19 protein-coding genes are annotated in these 16,039 nt (G+C 46.6%); 13 read left to right on the top strand and 6 right to left on the bottom strand.

Annotation, left to right across the window (positions count from 1 at the left end; translation table 11 throughout):
* Positions 1-94 precede the first annotated feature (94 nt).
* Together ACNQGS_RS02990 and ACNQGS_RS02985 are read right to left on the bottom strand one after the other, a co-directional pair.
* On the bottom strand, positions 95-781 hold the full coding sequence (locus ACNQGS_RS02990; RefSeq protein WP_491486067.1) for a TrkA C-terminal domain-containing protein: 687 nt from the start codon (positions 779-781) through the stop codon (positions 95-97).
* Positions 782-1,070: 289 nt separating this feature from the next.
* A complete protein-coding gene (locus tag ACNQGS_RS02985; protein ID WP_491486066.1) occupies positions 1,071-1,343 on the bottom strand; it encodes a YbyB family protein in 273 nt (90 codons plus the stop codon).
* Between the two features lie 125 nt (positions 1,344-1,468).
* Between ACNQGS_RS02985 and ACNQGS_RS02980 the strand changes: the two genes are divergently transcribed.
* The 5 genes from ACNQGS_RS02980 (at position 1,469) to ACNQGS_RS02960 (ending at position 5,442) form a co-directional block, all read left to right on the top strand.
* Complete coding sequence (locus tag ACNQGS_RS02980; RefSeq protein WP_491486065.1) at positions 1,469-2,398, top strand: magnesium transporter CorA family protein; 930 nt, start codon at positions 1,469-1,471, stop codon at positions 2,396-2,398.
* Between the two features lie 181 nt (positions 2,399-2,579).
* Positions 2,580-2,891 carry an anti-sigma factor antagonist gene (locus ACNQGS_RS02975; RefSeq protein ID WP_213147997.1) on the top strand — a complete coding sequence of 104 codons (312 nt, stop codon included), beginning with the start codon at positions 2,580-2,582 and terminating at the stop codon, positions 2,889-2,891.
* Positions 2,892-2,903: 12 nt separating this feature from the next.
* Positions 2,904-3,377: an anti-sigma B factor RsbW gene (gene rsbW / locus ACNQGS_RS02970; RefSeq protein WP_491486064.1), complete on the top strand. Its 474-nt coding sequence runs from the start codon at positions 2,904-2,906 to the stop codon at positions 3,375-3,377.
* A complete protein-coding gene (gene sigB / locus ACNQGS_RS02965) occupies positions 3,343-4,134 on the top strand; it encodes an RNA polymerase sigma factor SigB (protein WP_491486063.1) in 792 nt (263 codons plus the stop codon). Before rsbW ends, sigB begins: the two co-directional genes overlap by 35 nt.
* Positions 4,135-4,308: 174 nt before the next feature.
* Positions 4,309-5,442: a PP2C family protein-serine/threonine phosphatase gene (locus ACNQGS_RS02960; RefSeq protein WP_491486186.1), complete on the top strand. Its 1,134-nt coding sequence runs from the start codon at positions 4,309-4,311 to the stop codon at positions 5,440-5,442.
* Positions 5,443-5,620: 178 nt separating this feature from the next.
* Here the strand turns inward: ACNQGS_RS02960 and ACNQGS_RS02955 are convergent, their stop codons facing one another.
* Positions 5,621-6,091 (bottom strand): Dps family protein, encoded by a 471-nt coding sequence (locus ACNQGS_RS02955; RefSeq protein WP_491486062.1) that lies wholly within the window; start codon positions 6,089-6,091, stop codon positions 5,621-5,623.
* 180 nt (positions 6,092-6,271) lie between these two features.
* Here ACNQGS_RS02955 and ACNQGS_RS02950 point away from each other — a divergent pair, with 180 nt between their 5' ends.
* Together ACNQGS_RS02950 and ACNQGS_RS02945 are read left to right on the top strand one after the other, a co-directional pair.
* A complete protein-coding gene (locus ACNQGS_RS02950) occupies positions 6,272-9,022 on the top strand; it encodes a CHASE3 domain-containing protein (protein WP_491486061.1) in 2,751 nt (916 codons plus the stop codon).
* Complete coding sequence (locus ACNQGS_RS02945) at positions 9,015-9,914, top strand: CheR family methyltransferase (protein ID WP_491486060.1); 900 nt, start codon at positions 9,015-9,017, stop codon at positions 9,912-9,914. Before ACNQGS_RS02950 ends, ACNQGS_RS02945 begins: the two co-directional genes overlap by 8 nt.
* A 51-nt stretch (positions 9,915-9,965) precedes the next feature.
* On the opposite strand, the gene ACNQGS_RS02940 is transcribed toward ACNQGS_RS02945, so the two are convergent.
* Both ACNQGS_RS02940 and ACNQGS_RS02935 read right to left on the bottom strand, forming a co-directional pair.
* Positions 9,966-10,220, bottom strand: coding sequence for a GlsB/YeaQ/YmgE family stress response membrane protein (locus ACNQGS_RS02940; RefSeq protein WP_213148002.1), 255 nt, complete (start codon positions 10,218-10,220; stop codon positions 9,966-9,968).
* Positions 10,221-10,350: 130 nt separating this feature from the next.
* Entirely contained in the window at positions 10,351-10,668 is a 318-nt protein-coding gene (locus ACNQGS_RS02935) for an IDEAL domain-containing protein (protein ID WP_491486059.1), read from the bottom strand.
* Positions 10,669-10,830: 162 nt separating this feature from the next.
* Here ACNQGS_RS02935 and ACNQGS_RS02930 point away from each other — a divergent pair, with 162 nt between their 5' ends.
* The 6 genes from ACNQGS_RS02930 (at position 10,831) to spoIID (ending at position 15,631) form a co-directional block, all read left to right on the top strand.
* Positions 10,831-11,157, top strand: coding sequence for a YflT domain-containing protein (locus ACNQGS_RS02930; RefSeq protein ID WP_491486058.1), 327 nt, complete (start codon positions 10,831-10,833; stop codon positions 11,155-11,157).
* A 75-nt stretch (positions 11,158-11,232) separates the two neighbouring features.
* Positions 11,233-11,412 (top strand): hypothetical protein, encoded by a 180-nt coding sequence (locus tag ACNQGS_RS02925; RefSeq protein ID WP_491486057.1) that lies wholly within the window; start codon positions 11,233-11,235, stop codon positions 11,410-11,412.
* A gap of 167 nt (positions 11,413-11,579) precedes the next feature.
* Complete coding sequence (locus tag ACNQGS_RS02920; protein WP_423800086.1) at positions 11,580-11,813, top strand: DUF1146 family protein; 234 nt, start codon at positions 11,580-11,582, stop codon at positions 11,811-11,813.
* 202 nt (positions 11,814-12,015) lie between these two features.
* The gene (locus ACNQGS_RS02915; protein ID WP_491486056.1) at positions 12,016-12,861 is read left to right on the top strand and encodes a YwmB family TATA-box binding protein; all 846 of its coding nucleotides are present in this window, start codon (positions 12,016-12,018) and stop codon (positions 12,859-12,861) included.
* A 32-nt stretch (positions 12,862-12,893) separates the two neighbouring features.
* The gene (murA, locus tag ACNQGS_RS02910) at positions 12,894-14,204 is read left to right on the top strand and encodes a UDP-N-acetylglucosamine 1-carboxyvinyltransferase (protein ID WP_213148007.1); all 1,311 of its coding nucleotides are present in this window, start codon (positions 12,894-12,896) and stop codon (positions 14,202-14,204) included.
* A gap of 392 nt (positions 14,205-14,596) precedes the next feature.
* Positions 14,597-15,631 carry a stage II sporulation protein D gene (spoIID, locus tag ACNQGS_RS02905; RefSeq protein WP_491486055.1) on the top strand — a complete coding sequence of 345 codons (1,035 nt, stop codon included), beginning with the start codon at positions 14,597-14,599 and terminating at the stop codon, positions 15,629-15,631.
* Between the two features lie 216 nt (positions 15,632-15,847).
* On the opposite strand, the gene ACNQGS_RS02900 is transcribed toward spoIID, so the two are convergent.
* A partial coding sequence (locus ACNQGS_RS02900) for a hypothetical protein (RefSeq protein WP_491486054.1) occupies positions 15,848-16,039 on the bottom strand: 192 nt, incomplete at its 5' end.

The raw sequence follows: 16,039 nt of genomic DNA, 5'->3' as shown, positions 1-16,039 counted from the left end.
CCGGATTTGAGCTAAATTGTCTTTAATCCGGGTTGCCTGTGATGGTTGCCTTTTTGGAGTATTGGGGCACACAATATCTAAGGTTCAGTAAACTCTAATGTTTCTCCCTAATCTCCATATCATGCTGGAATGTTTCGAACATCACCTGCTTATTGCCGTATAGCAGAATTTGATCGGCTTCATGGAGTGGACTGTCATAGACCTTCTTTCGAATGACAGTGTCACCGCGCTTGATGAACACGACTTCAAGGTCGAGGGCATCGATGTCAGGAAGGACCTGCTGGATAGTACGGTTCGCAAACTGGGAATCTTGGTAAATGGTAAGAAAAAACATCGTATCCTGATCGCTTTTTAAAAATATTTCCCTTATCGGCAGATCGGCCAACTCAATGTTTTGTTTCATTTTTCGATTAAAAAAATGAGATAAGCGCTTTTTAACGTGGGGTTGTCTAAGTATCCCAAAAACAATTAGGACAGCCGCAGCACTCAGAAGAATCTCCCTTGTTCGCAATCCGTTCGAAAGAAATTCACTGATGGAAGAGATAATCACGGCCAGGGAAAAAGCGCCGAACAAAATGAGAAACGTCGCGAGCTTGCGGCGAATCGGATGCCCCGAGATTAACTCAGATTCTTTAGTGGTAAACCCCGTGCCGGTCATCATCGAAATCACCTGAAACCTCGATATTTCCACCTTTAAACCAGTCAAACGAAACAAAATCACAAAAATTTCAATCACGGTTAAAATGATCAAGAAATATATGAATAGAAAAATAGCGATCATGGTCACCTCCAGCTAAGACAGAAGAATGAGACAAGGGGCGCTTCCCTTGTCTCATTTTTTAATAAGCCTCGAATTTGGTTTTAAATGGGCTAATAATGAAAGTTCGATGGTACTTGATTACTTGATAACGGTGTTTCTTCCTCAAAGATGAGGCAGAAGAACCGTCCCCATGCATCACCCCAAAAATGAGGCAGGAGAACCGTCCCCGTGCATCACTCTAAAAATGAGGCAGGAGAACCGTCCCCATGCATCACTCTAAAAAATGAGGCAAAAGAACCGTCCCCATGCATCACTGCATTTTTTCGTTGTAGAATTGTACGGAGTAGGTGGCGCCTTCGTCGACCATTTTGTTGTCTTCGATGTCGTGCGGGTGGGGGTGGCCGCCTTTATGGATTGGGAGTTGTTCCGCTTTTTCAAAGACTGTCGGCATCACTTTTCGCTTCATGTCTCTTAGAAAGCTTTCCGCTTTAAGGCGGTTCGGTTTATTTGATAGCCACATTGCTGCCGCTGAGGCCCCAGCTCCTACTGCCACTAACGATCCTATACCTACAACTCGTTTCATATTAAAAGCCTCCTTATCGATTTTCTATATGCATACCCCAAGCTCCCACACATGAAACGTGTTTGGGGCGGCTAATTTTTGGGGAGAAAAAGAAAATAGGAGTTTTTGAGAAGGGAGCGAGTAGTTTGGAGACTTACTTTGGCAAACACAACTGGAAATGGGTGTCACTAAATCAAATGGAGCTGGAGAATATCAATCCGCCGCTTCCTCAAGATCCTGCTTCGGATGCCTGGCTTGAACATGCCCGTAAAAATCAAACGAACTATGTCAAGGTCGGCAGCCTTGAAAACGGAGAAAAGGTATTGAAGGGGTCACTTATTTATCAGCAAAATTTTAGTGAGGAATGGGATTTTAAAATCTTTCATTTTTATTTAAAAAAGAACCTGCTGGTTACGGTCGGTCTTGAATTGCCAGAGTCTGAACAGGAAGAAATCCACCAGCAGCTGGGCAGCAACGCGGAAAACGCCGTGGACGGCTTTTTATTTTTCCTCGGGGAAATTGTCAATGGATTGCTCGTGGAGATTGATAAGTTTGAAGTGGCGCTCAAAACGTTGATTTGGGGTGTTCGAAAACGAAATGAGACGAAGATTCTCGAGTTGCTCTACACGCGCCGGCATGAATTATTAGTGGCGAAGAACGTGTTAATTCCAATCAAAGAACTGCGGATGGCGATTGAAGAGATCAATCTTCATGGCAACAGCGAGGTATATAAGAGCACCTGCAGGCGGATTGAGCGGGCGATGGCGCTACTTGGCGAATATGAGCACGAGCTCGATGCGATGATCAATCTAGAGGAGGTCATTTCCTCGCATCGCGGCAATGAAATCATGAAAACATTGACAGTGATGACAACGATTTTTACGCCGGTGATGGCCTTCGGGGCGTTATGGGGGATGAATTTCAAGCACATGCCGGAGCTCGAGTGGCGCTTTGGCTATATTCTGTCGCTCGTGTTGATAATCGTATCGACCGCCTTATTATATGGCTATTTAAAAATGAAAGGCTGGACCGGGGACTTGTTGAAAGGGAAAAAGAGAGGATCCTTTTTTAAATAAGACACGCCTTTTGAGCGTGTTTTTTTTGTGCGGATCTCCCACTATTTATCTAGGCCATCCGCTCGATTCGAGAAACTAGCATATTTTGGTATAATACTAGAAAAAATTTTTTCAAAAAAATAGGTTTCAGATATAAACAACGTGGGTATATACCCTATAAATCATGTAGAGGTGAGGATGGATGAATTTAACGATAGACAAGCAGCAAAATGAGAATGAAGTGGTAGTTAAAGCGTCAGGGGAAATTGATGCGTTTACGGCACCAAAGCTTAGAGAGGAATTAGCGGCACTTGTGGATGGAAAAAATAAAGTGATTACCATCGATTTAAAGGACGTGTCATATCTGGATAGTACTGGGCTTGGCGTATTTGTCGGCTTGTTCAAACAATTGAAAAATAATGGCGGCGAGCTCAGGCTGATTGAAATGTCGGAGCGCCTGAAGCGGCTGTTTCAAATCACGGGATTGAGTCATGTAATGGAAATTAAAGGATAGGGGAAGAACGATATGATGGATTATATTGAAATGAAAATTCCGGCCAAGCCGGAGTATGTTGGTGTCATGCGTTTGACGTTATCGGGAATTGCCAGCCGGATGGGGTATACATACGAGGAAATTGAGGATTTAAAAATTGCCTTAAGCGAGGCGGTTACAAATGCGGTCCAGCATGCGTACACCAAGGATGAGGGCGGAGAAGTGATTGTCGGCTTTGGCATTTACGAGGACAAGCTGGAAATGGCGGTGGCCGACAGCGGCAAGAGTTTTGATTTTATTCAGGCAAAAAATGAACTGGGTCCTTACACCGAATCAAGTACTGTGGAGCAATTGACAGAGGGAGGGTTAGGACTGTTTTTAATCGAAACGCTGATGGATGAAGTCCGAGTGTTGAATCATTCCGGAGTGACGGTCTTCATGGCGAAGTATTTGGGCGGGGAGCGTGAAAATCATGACACAGCCATCGCAAACCATGAAACGAACTAAGGAAGAAATCGAAGCATTAATTGCCGAATTCCAGAAAAATGAAAGTCCAAAAGCCCAAAACATCTTAGTCGAGCATTACACGGCTTTGGTCGCAAGCATTGCGCAGAAATATTCAAAGGGGAAAAGCTTTCAAGAGGATATCATGCAGGTGGCGATGATTGGGCTGTTATCGGCAATCAGAAGATTCGACCCAAGTATTGGCCGGCCGTTTGAGTCGTTTTTGATCCCGACCGTGATCGGGGAAATTAAGCGGTTTTTGCGGGATAAAACCTGGAGTGTACATGTGCCGCGGCGGGTAAAGGATGTTTGGCCGAAGCTCAAAAAGGTGGTAGACGAGCTGACCAACCAGTATCAGCGGTCACCTAAGGTTCATGAAATTGCCGAGTATCTAGAGCTATCCGAGGAGGAAGTGCTGGAGGCGATGGAAATGGGCAAGAGCTATCAGGCTACATCAGTCGACCAATCAATTGAAGCAGGCTCAGATGGCAGTACGGTGACGGTATTGGATATTGTTGGCACTCCTGATGAAGGCTTTAATAGGGTTGACCAGAAGCTCCTGCTCGAAGACGCGCTCCAAGTACTGTCAGAGCGCGAAAAGCTGATCATCCATTGCACGTTTATTGAAAACAAAAGCCAGCGGGAAACCGGAGAATTTCTGGGAATCTCACAAATGCACGTTTCTCGGCTGCAGAAGAAGGCGCTTGAAAAATTGCGGAGAGCACTGGGGAGTCAGGCACCTGATGAGGTGGCGCGGTGAAGAACTGGGGTTAGCAGCCGTTTGAGGTGGTGCCTGGGGTCAGTCGCCCAATAAGGTGGCGCGATGATCGGCCAAGGGTCAGCCTCTCCGATAGAGTATGAGGGTAATCGACGGGAGACAGGAAGGACCTCGATGAACTCTGATAAAAGCATCTAAAGATTGGGGGGAGCAGCTATGAATATTGTAATTGTCGACGATAATCGCACAAACCTGATGATTATAGAAAAAATCCTGCAGAAGGCGGGTTACGATAAATTGGTGCTGCTGACATCAGCCCGGCAAGTATATGACTATTTGCAGCTGGAGGCGGATAGACCGCAAGAGGTTCCGGTTGATTTAATTCTGATGGATTTGATGATGCCGGAAATCGACGGAATCGAGGCGTGCCGGACGATTCTCAACAACGAGCGTTTCCACGACCTTCCGATTATTTTTGTATCTGCTATGGGTGATTCCTATAAAATGGCCGAAGCAATGGATGCCGGGGCGCTCGATTATGTCATGAAGCCCATTAACAAGGTTGAACTGCTGGCGCGAATTCGCTCGGTGCTGCGGCTAAAGCATGAGAAGAATTTGCGCAAGGAACGAGATAAGCGGATCCAATTTGAGCTGGATCTGGCCAAGCAGGTCCAGCGCAGCGTGCTTGGCAGTCCGCTTGAGAACGAAGATGTGACGATTTCCGCCGTTTATAGGCCTTCCTTTGAACTGGCCGGCGACCTGTACGCCTGGTACCAAATCAGCCCCCATCGATATGGGGTTATTTTGCTTGATATGATGGGGCACGGTATTTCCTCGTCACTCGTCTGTATGTACATATATTCTGCATTAAAGGACGCGATTACAGGAATGGGCGACCCGGCGGCCGTGATGCAGGAGCTGAACCGGCGCATGAATCAGCTGCATATGCCTGAAAGTCTGATAAACTACTATTTCACTGCGATTTATTTTGTGCTGGATACGGAAAAACAGACCATTGAGTATGTGAATGCGGGGCATCCGGCAGGGCTTGCGCTGATTGATGGGGAAGTGCAGCAGCTTGATCAAGGCTCATCTGCGATTGGCTTTTTTGAAAAAATAGAGGTAACCAAGGGTGTGATTTCTTATAAGGAAAGTGCGCGGATTCTGCTGTTTACCGACGGGTTGTCGGAATGGCTTGAGGAGGAATACGAGGACGCATGGGAAAAGCTGATCAGCGGTTTGCAGCAGACCGATAATCCGGAGCGCTTGCTCGAGCAGCTGCTGCCGGGCGCGGAGCCATTGAAGGAGCAGAAGGATGACCTGTGCCTGGTGATGATTTCTGCGAATTAGATGGGCGAAGGACAGGGTGCCGGCCATAAGCCGGCACCCTTGCCTTATGCGACAGTTAAAACTAGTTTTTGAGTGGTCTTTTTGAGGCTGATATTAAAGGTTGGATTACCTATTTTCATCTACTCGCCAACGTTGTCCATTTTTCGCCAGTCAAGGAATTGTGAGGGGATGTCGCCCATCACGACGCCAAATACGCCCTCAGCATCCACCCATGCTTCTCCAACGAAGCTCGAATCTCCGTGAACAAGTCGGCGGTTGGCTCGTCTTCGTGCTCCTCGGCCATCGTGATGCCCTCGCTAAGCTCTCTGCAAATAGTGTTCACATCATCAACCAGTGTCTGAACCATGTCGTTTGCGGATTCTTCGCCAAGTGCTTCCTCAAGCGACGAAAGCTTTAACGTTTCCTCGAGTGTGGATGCCGGTGCGGCGCCCAATGCCAGCATCCGCTCGGCGATGGTGTCGACATGAAGCGCCGCCTGGTTGTACAATTCTTCAAATTTTACATGCAGGGTGAAAAAATTCTCCCCTTTTACGTACCAGTGGTAATGATGCAATTTCATATATAGAACTGAGAAATTGGCCACCTGCTTGTTCATCGTATTAGCTAATCGTGTGCCTTTATCCTTTGCTTTCATTCTAGTATTTGCCATTCTAATAACCTCCAATTTCATGGTGATACTTAAGTATTTACCCGTCTTTCAGGAGCATGAAACAATAAATGTTTAAAAGGGTCTATCGTCCCGTCTGGCTCTCGGGACCTGCGACTCATTGGGCGAATGTAATAGAAACGATATGATAGTTTTAAGAAAAAAACACAGGGGGGTGACGCAATGAAAGGCATCCATTACAGCATTCATGCAAAAATTATCACGGGCTATTTCGCAATCCTGATTTGCCTTGTGCTGTCCCTGCTCGTTGTGGTGAACCGGATGACCGCACTGCAGGATGAAATAAAATTCATTTCGCAACACGACATTGAGGTTCATGACCTGGCAAATCAGATTCAAAAAAATGTCCTCGATATGGAGACCGGAATCCGCGGCTACGCGTTAACCGGACAGGAGGAGTATCTCGAGCCGTATCACGAAGGGAATCGCAGCTGGCTCGACAACTACAACAAGCTCCATTCCTTGCTTGCTGATAACAGCAGTCAGCAGCAAAACCTCGAAGAGATCAAGCCGGTGATTGAAAAATGGATCATGAATACTGGCGAATTTACCATCAATCAGAAAAAGGCAGGGAACGAAACGGAGCTGGCTAAGGATTTTAAAGAACAAAATGGAAAAAAGGTGACCGACCAGATCCGCACCCAGCTGGATTCCTTTTTGGAAAAGGAAAAGGAGATGACGTCAAAACGTACAGATGAGCTCCTTCAGAACAATAACAATTTAAAAATCATCTTATATGGCATTATTGTTTTTGTAACCTTCTTAACCATCCTAACGGCGCTTTTCTTGTCAAACTCGATTGTCAAAACGATCAAACAAGTCGTAAAAACGATCCAGAGTATCACCGATTCGAAGGTTGATTTGACGACACGGATCAGCGTGAAGGCGAAAGACGAGACGCGTGAGCTTGCCGAGGCCATGAACAGCCTGCTCGGCAGCCTAGAAAAACAGCAATGGGTGCAAAAAAGTCTCACAGATATTTCCACACTGTATCAGGGAATTACCGATATTAATGAGCTGGCGCAGCGGGTCATACACAAGCTGGCACCGCTATTTGAAGCCTGTTACGGCGTGGTCTATCTGCGCCGGGAACAGGGCGGCGAGGTCGACTTCGTCAAGGTCGCAGGCTATGCTGTCTCCGGTGAGGTGGACGTTAAGGCCAGCTTCCGCTTTGGTGAAGGGCTCGTCGGCCAGGCGGCACTCGACCAGCGTATTTTTCTCATCGACCGTTTGCCGGAAGAGCATATGAAAGTGACCAGCGGCCTCGGGGCGTCGTCACCAAGAAATTTATTGGTTGCTCCGATTATCTATCAGGGCCGGGTCGAAGCTGTCGTGGAATTCGCAGCGTTGAAGCCGTTCCTCTCTCAGCACCTGACATTGCTCGACCTCCTGCAGGATAAATTTGGATCCTCAATTACCAATGTGCTCGGAAGGATGGAAGTCGAACGGCTGCTTTCGGAATCACAGGTCATGACCGAGGAGCTCCAAGCCCAATCCGAAGAACTGCAGGCCCAGTCCGAGGAATTGCAAATGCAGCAGGAGCAGCTAAAGCACACGAACGAATATTTAGAGGAGCAGAATCGGTTAGCCGAAGAGCGTGCGCTTGAACTGAAAAAAGCGAAGGATGAGCTCGAGGAGTATTCACGCCAGCTGCAGCAAAGCTCGCAGTACAAATCCGACTTTTTAGCGAATATGTCGCATGAACTAAGGACGCCGCTGAACAGTATTTTGATTCTGTCACAAATGCTGATGGAAAATGGCGGCATGGAACAAGACGAGATTGAAGAATACGCCCGTGTCGTCAACACGGCTGGCGCCGATTTGTTACGGCTGATTGATGATATCCTCGATTTATCAAAAATTGAGGCGGGAAAAATTGAGATTCTGACAGACGAGGTCAACGTAACCGAATTGCCGCAGACGTTAAAAAGCCTGTTCGATCCGGTCGCAGCCAAAAAGAATGTAACGTTTGAGGTCCTGACAGATGCAAACGTGCCGCCGGTGATTTCTACAGACGGCCAGCGCTTGCAACAAATTTTAAAAAATCTATTATCGAATGCGTTTAAATTTACGGAACAGGGCTCAGTGACAGTCCAGATCGCCGTATCGCCTCCGGAAAAAGCGGAGCAGTTTCGTTGCAGCGGCCCGGTTCTGGCCATATCGGTAGCCGATACAGGAATCGGAATTCCAGATGATAAACAGCAGATTATTTTCGAAGCGTTTCAGCAAGTAGACGGGACGACGAATCGACAATACGGTGGTACCGGGCTCGGCTTATCGATTTGCCGAGAATTTACCCGCCTGCTTGGCGGTGCCCTTGAGGTTGACAGTGAGGTCGGGAAGGGAAGTACGTTTACCCTGTATATTCCGAGCCAGCTGGAGCCGGAGCCTGTGGTGTTAACGGCACTGGAGGAAGTGGCGGTAGCTCGTGAGGCCGAGATGCCGAGGGGGCTGCTTCTGGAAGAGCCCGTTCAGGATGCTGATATCATTGAGGCAGAACATAGCACTAATGAGGAGCTGTTTGCAGGAAAAAAAGTCCTTCTTGTTGAGGATGACGGCCGCAATATTTATGCGCTGGTTACGGCCCTTGAGCGCAAGGGGATCGCTGTACAAGTTGCGAAAAACGGAAAACAGGCCATCGAAATGTTGCGTGACCATGCTGATTTTGACTTGATTTTTATGGATATCATGATGCCGGTGATGGGCGGCTACGAGGCGATGAAAGTGATACGCGATGGACTCGGGCTACACAGTCTGCCAATCATTGCGTTAACCGCCAAGGCGATGAAGGGCGAGCGTGACAAGTGCATGGAAGCAGGGGCATCCGATTATATCATGAAGCCGTTAAATATCGAGCAGTTGTTCTCGCTGATGCGAGTATGGCTGACAGAGCAGGTGAATCCAGATGAGTAACAAAACGAGCATATCGCCGAGCGATACGTGTGATACACCATCACCAGAGACCGAACCATTTGCCTTAACGGAGGTCCAGAAAGTCGAGTTGAATTTGCTGCTTGAGGGGCTGTATCAAATGTATGGTTACGACTTTCGCGGTTATGTCCGGGCCTCGTTGACGCGGAGGATTATAAACAGAATGAAGGCAGAGCGCCTGCCGACAATTACCGCTTTATTGGAAAAAGTCCTCCACGAACCTGGCTTTTTGGAGCGGCTTTTGAATGATCTGTCAATCCGGATGACGGAAATGTACCGCGACCCCAGCTTCTTTGCGGCATTTCGTGAGCAGGTTGTCCCGCTCTTGCGGGAGCTTCCTGAAATTCGAATTTGGCATGCCGGCTGTGCAACCGGGGAAGAGGTTTATTCGATGGCCATCCTCCTGCATGAAGAGGGGCTTGCTAAAAAAACGGAAATCTACGCAACTGATATGAACGAAAAAGCGCTTCAGGCTGCCCAGAAAGGGGCCTTCCCGCTTAAAAAAATGCAGCAATATACGAAAAATTACCTGAAAGCGGGCGGACGCAAGGCATTTTCGGAATACTATACGACCGACCATCAGTATGCTTATTTTAAACCGCTGTTGGACGATAACCTGATTTTTGCCCAGCATAACTTGGTGACGGATGGATCCTTCAATGAGTTCCATGTGATTCTCTGCCGGAACGTGATGATTTATTTTGACAATAGCCTGCAGCAGCAGGTCCACCGTCTCTTTTACGGCAGTCTGGCGAGCGGCGGCTTTATCGGGCTCGGCAGCAAGGAGTCGATTCTGTTTTTGCCAAAAGGGTTGCATTATGAAGAATTCAATGCCCAGGAACGAATTTATCGTAAAGGTAATGGGGCGGGGTAAAATGCAAAAAAGAGACTGTCCAGCGGTGACAGTCTCTTTTTTCTTACTATATTAATGAGAATGTTTGGCGTTTCTTAGAATCAGACTGAGAATAAAGACCAGAGCCGCTGCGCCGATTAGGGCCGGAAAGACGTAGAAGCCGCCAATTACTGGTCCCCAGCTCCCCAACAGAAACGACCCGAGCCAAGCTCCGATAAAACCGGCAATAATATTACCAATAATGCCTCCCGGTACATCACGCCCAAGAATCAGTCCAGCCAGCCAGCCGATTACCCCTCCAATAATTAATGACCAAATAAATCCCATAAATAATCTCCCCTTTTCAACAAGATATAGACTAATTACCCGTTTGTAATGAAAATAAACCTGTAGTGATGCACGGGGATGGTTCTCTTGCCTCACAAAGTGAGGCACAAGAACCGTCCCCATGCCTCATTTACACTTTTTCGGGATGATTTCTTCCTATATGTAGGGCCCGCCAGCAGGTCTTTAATTCTTCTGTCAGTTCTTGAAACCGTGACTCATCCCGGTTATCGAGGCAGCTGTCTATCTCACGGGTTAACAGGCTGATTTTTGAGATGAGTTCGGCCTTGCGTTTTTGTTCCTTTCGAAAAAGCTGCTCCCACTTGGCGTCCCTTTCAGTGTGATAATCACTAACCTTCTTTAAACGCATCCCGCATTTGCACAGCGTCTCATTTACACTTAGAACGTAAAATTCCTTGTTCCCACAATATTTACAGGATAATTTCCTCATCTAAACCACCTCCGCTTTCTATATACCCACGCTTTGAATCAGAATAACCTGCTTGCAAAAAATTTTGATGCACGAGAACCGTCCCCATGTTTCAAAAAATAGGTTTCAATTTTCAACGGAGCGGTTATATAACCTGTACAACGTTAAAAGGAGGAATGGAACATGAATACAGTTAAAGTAGTAGAGAATGGTGTACAAGCTAAGAGGGAAATTGATGATTTAATCATGCAGGGTTATTCAAAGAATGAAATTTATTTATTGGCACATGACAAAAACCGGTCTGAGGATTTGAGTGATTCGTTAGATATAAAGGATATTGGCGTGGCGGAGCAAGGCGTATTGGAGTCGGTTGCCAACGTATTTCGGACAAGGGGAGACGCACTGCGCGCCAAGCTGGAGTCATTAGGGATGTCGCCGCTTGAAGCGGAGCGCTATGAAGAAGAATTGGACCGAGGAAAAGTCGTCGTCGTCGCGGGAAAATCAGCTTAAGGTAAAGGAAAAGAGCTGCCGCCCTAATCAATAGGGCGGCGGCTCACAAAAAAATTTGGAAGGGGAGAATCTTTTATGAAAACTTCATCAATAAAATTTGAAAAATTAATGGGAGAACGTACCAGAGCAAGACGCAAAAGTCGGGCAAGGCTTCACTTGGAGCAATTTTTCGAGGAGCCCATGATTCATCGAGAAATTCAGGGAGAAAGGGTGTATGTACCACTGAGATTACAGCAGATATGGAATGAGGTGTAAATTGGCCATCCTTAAATTACCTGCCTAAACACGTTTAACCGATTCAATCGTGCTTAGGCAGGTAATTTATTATGGGCAAAAGTCTCCTCTCTAAATAACCCCTAAATAAAGGAAATAAGTTGGAGGGTGTGGTAGAATAGGGATTGTGTGAAAAGGAGGCGAAATAGATGGATGATTTTGGGCAAATTGCGTTAGTCAGCATTCTGTCTCATTTGGTGTGTATCGCGGTTTCCTGGTGGGCCCTGCAGGCGATTCGCCTGGAAAAACTGCTGAAGCCTAACCATGTATTTCAAGCACGTTTATTGTACATATTATTGGCAATCTTCATCGGATCATCAGTTAGTAACTTTTTCCTTGATTACCTGCAATGGTCCAGACAACTACCGTTAATGTTTCAATAAAACATTAATTGGAAAAAAATTAAAGGTTCCAAAATGGTTATAGATTGAGTACAATCAAATTTATGTGGAAAAATAACCTGAAACTTGTCAGACGTTTTACCACCTATAGATAAAAAACGGGATTTTGTCTAAAAGTGACGAGAATTCCCAAGTATGCTCTCTCCCTCCTTGGAAACAATGGTAGTAAGGGGGAGACGAGAGAATGAAAAGAGATAGAGTCACTTATATATGCCTGATTATATGTTTTAGTATTATTCTGGTTGTGATGGGGAACCGAACCACTGAGGCAAACGGCGGCCTGGATTTGAATATCGCATCTTTATTTAAGGGAGAAACGAGCGTCGGCGAAACTGTATCCCAGACACAAGGCGATGCTGGCGTCCGCGAGGTATTTTTCCAAGAAGAAAAGGATCTTGGAAAAATGGCAGCTGTTTTTCAGGCCCAAGATATTATGCTTCAGGATTGGTCTTTTTATGCAAGGGAGCAGGCGGCTGGTATTGACGTGAAGGAATACGCGAGAAAGTTACAGAAGAAGTTTCCCGACTGGCGTTGGACGGAGAGGACAACAGGCGAGACTTGGGAAATGACAGCAGTATCCACAGCATCTAACCACCACACTGAAAAGCTTCAATTTTTGGCAACCCGCACAAAACAACCTACGACTGCGTATATAGTATATAGTGTAAGGGGCAATGAGTGGAACGAGGCCTCTAAATCCTTTATCATGAGCGGTCAATTTGGAAATAGGCTAAATGACATATTTCGTGGTAAACCAACAGTTTTTTCTTGTATGAAAGGCGTTGTGAGTGATAAGATTGATAAGGCTTTAGAAAAGACGGCGAGTAAACTGATGTCGGGCTTTCAAGCTAAAGAGATCGAGGCGTTAAAAGAGGAGAATTTCATGTCTGTTTCGGCCATGTCGCCGATGTTTACAGACGCGATTGACATGAAAAATAACATGAATTTGCAAATTGGCTTACGCTCCGAAGGATTGGGCGGTCCGACTACGGTTGTAGTAGGAACCCCTATCATTACGATTGAATATTAATATAGAGAAAATGGACGCGGAGGGGAATACTCTTGGAAAAGATCATCGTCCGCGGCGGACAAAGGCTATACGGAACGGTTAAAGTTGAAGGAGCAAAGAATGCCGTTCTGCCTGTTATCGCTGCAACATTATTAGCAAGTGATGGAAAAAGTGTGATACGTGATGTACCGACACTCTCCGATGTATTTACAATTAATGAAGTGCTACGTAACCTAAACGCTGAAGTGGCTTTCGATAATAATACCGTTGTTGTTGATGCATCTAGAGTGTTAAAAGAGGAAGCGCCTTTTGAGTATGTTCGCAAAATGCGCGCGTCTGTGCTTGTCATGGGATCACTTCTTGCACGTAATGGCCGTGCCCGGGTGGCCTTGCCTGGCGGTTGTGCGATTGGATCCCGGCCGATTGACCAGCATTTGAAGGGCTTTGAAGCCATGGGTGCGAAGGTCAAGGTGGGCAATGGCTTTATCGAGGCGGAGGTTGAAGGCCGTCTGCATGGAGCAAAGGTTTATTTAGATTTCCCAAGTGTTGGTGCTACTGAAAACATTATGATGGCGGCAACGCTGGCTGTAGGTACAACTACGATTGAAAATGCTGCAAAAGAACCAGAAATCGTTGATTTAGCGAACTTTTTAAATAAAATGGGTGCGCGCGTGAAGGGTGCCGGCACTGGTACGCTTCGCATCGAGGGTGTCGATGTGTTGTTTGGCGCGGACCATAATATCATTCCGGACCGGATCGAGGCAGGCACGTTCATGACGGCGGCTGCGATTACGGGTGGAAATGTGCTTGTAAAGGGTGCAGTTCCGGAACATCTTTCTTCATTGATTGCGAAAATGGAGGAGATGGGTGTGACGATTATCGAGGAAGAGGATGGCGTTCGCGTGATTGGACCTGAGCGTTTAAAGGCGGTCGACATCAAGACGATGCCGCATCCAGGCTTCCCGACTGATATGCAGTCACAGATGATGGCTTTGCTGCTTTGTGCAGATGGTACATCAATGATTACGGAAACTGTGTTTGAAAATCGTTTTATGCATGTTGAGGAATTCCGCCGCATGAATGCCGATGTGAAAATTGAAGGCCGTTCTGTCATCTTAAATGGTCCTTCTAACTTACAAGGCGCCGAAGTGGCGGCAACAGACCTTCGTGCTGCAGCTGCATTAATTTTAACCGGGCTGGTTGCTGAAGGTGTAACACGTGTAACTGAATTGAAGCATTTGGACCGCGGCTACGTGAATTTCCACGAAAAGCTGGCTGGTTTAGGTGCTGACATCGAGCGTGTGAAGGAAGCAGATGAAACCTTTATCGAACTTGGAAAATATGTTACGGATCTAAATGCCTAAGTGGCGTGCTAAGTTCCATTTTTGGACTAAATGCCGCGGGTATTTAGTTCTATACTCAGCTTAAATCCTATTTTAAGGGTACAACTGAACACAACCAAAGCAACGGGGCCTGGAATAACGGGTCCTGTTTTTTTGTATTTGTTTAGGGAGCGTTTGGTTTGGGGGTTGTCCACAAGCGGTTTTCGGTTTTCATTATAAATAACATGGAATTATACCCAATTGTGTCTGATAACGTTGTGGATAAGTCTAATAACTCTGTGATTTGTGGATAACTTTTCAACGAGTTGATTTTTCGAAAAAGAAGTAATAAATGCTTGTCCGTCTCCATATGTTGTAATGTGACGCATCCCGGGCGCAAGTGGGCTGTGAATTTACAAACTGGAGGCACAATCATGAAAAATATCAAACCACTCATCGTACTAGCAGCATTTCTTATTGCCTTGACACTGATTATCCCCGCTGTGTTGGTATTGCCTTTTTCGAGCGAGAAGGCGAGCGGCAAGCTGGGCGAGGACCTCGCCAAGAAGCCGGCGGCGCAGGAAACGACTTCTCCATCCTCTGACACGGCAATTGACGTGGCCGTGTTCCGCACCGCCAAATCTGCGATCGAAGAAACCCCATTGGAGGATTACCTTGTTGGGGTAGTCGCTGCCGAGATGCCGGCGGATTTCAATGAGGAGGCGCTCAAGGCCCAGGCGCTGACGGCGAGGACGTATATTGTTAATCGGTTGGTTAAAGGGGATACGATTGGTGCCCCAAAAGGTTCGCAGGTAACGGACACCCCACAGCTCCATCAAGCCTACATAGATGACGCTCAGCAAAGGAAGAACTGGGGAAAAGATTATGAATGGAAAAAGAAAAAGATTATGGAGGCTGTTCGGTCAACGAGCGGACAGATTTTGACTTATAATGGCGAGCCAATTGATGCGTTGTTTTTCTCCACCAGCAACGGCTTTACGGAGAATTCGGAGGACTACTGGTCTGGAAGTATCCCGTATTTGCGAAGTGTTTCAAGTCCTTGGGATAAGGATTCCCCTAAATTCACCAATCAGAAGGTTGTAACCGTGAAAGAGTTTGAATCACGGTTAGGGGTGAAAATCGGGTCAAGTAATGCGCTTGGAAAAATTGTCGCCCGGACCGAGGGCAAGCGCGTGGCCAAGGTTGACTTTAATGGTAAGGTATTGACCGGAAGAAACATCCGCGATAAGTTAGACTTGAAGTCGTCGGATTTTTCGTGGGAGCGCAAGGGGAATAATATTGTGATCACAACACGCGGCAACGGCCACGGCGTGGGCATGAGCCAGTACGGCGCGAACGGAATGGCCGCGGAGGGCAAGAACTACAAGGATATCGTCCAGTACTACTACAAGGGCGTAGAGGTGACCTCGGCGGAGAACATGATGGCTACGATTACGGCGAAGAAATAGGGTGTGTGTGGAGGCCAGGCGTGTGGCGGTGCCTGGCTTTTTTGTGTGGGTGCTGGGTGTTCATAGGGTTTGGAAAGTAAAAGAGGAAATTTGGAAAGTATTTGATGAGCATGTGTAAGTAAAAACGTAAAAGTGGAAAGTAAGTGCGCTAAATTGGTAAGTAACCACACTAAATCGGAAAGTATATCCAAATAAATGGTAATCTCTCAAAAAAGGTCATTGAAAAGATACCTGGGCCAGGCTCGCCGCCTGGCTTTTTAGCTGTTTTGGGTGGTGGTTGGAAGGGGAGTTCTGTTCTAAAAAGGGTTTGGAAAGTAAAAGAGGAAATATGGAAAGTATTTGATCAAAATGTGTAAGTAAAATCTTCAAAGTGGAAAGTAAGTGCGTTAAACCGGTAAGTAACCACAC

It is taken from the genome of Neobacillus sp. PVCKKU3 (assembly GCF_058323225.1).
Note: the sequence above shows the minus strand (reverse complement) of the source record. Positions and strands in the feature narration are given on the sequence as shown.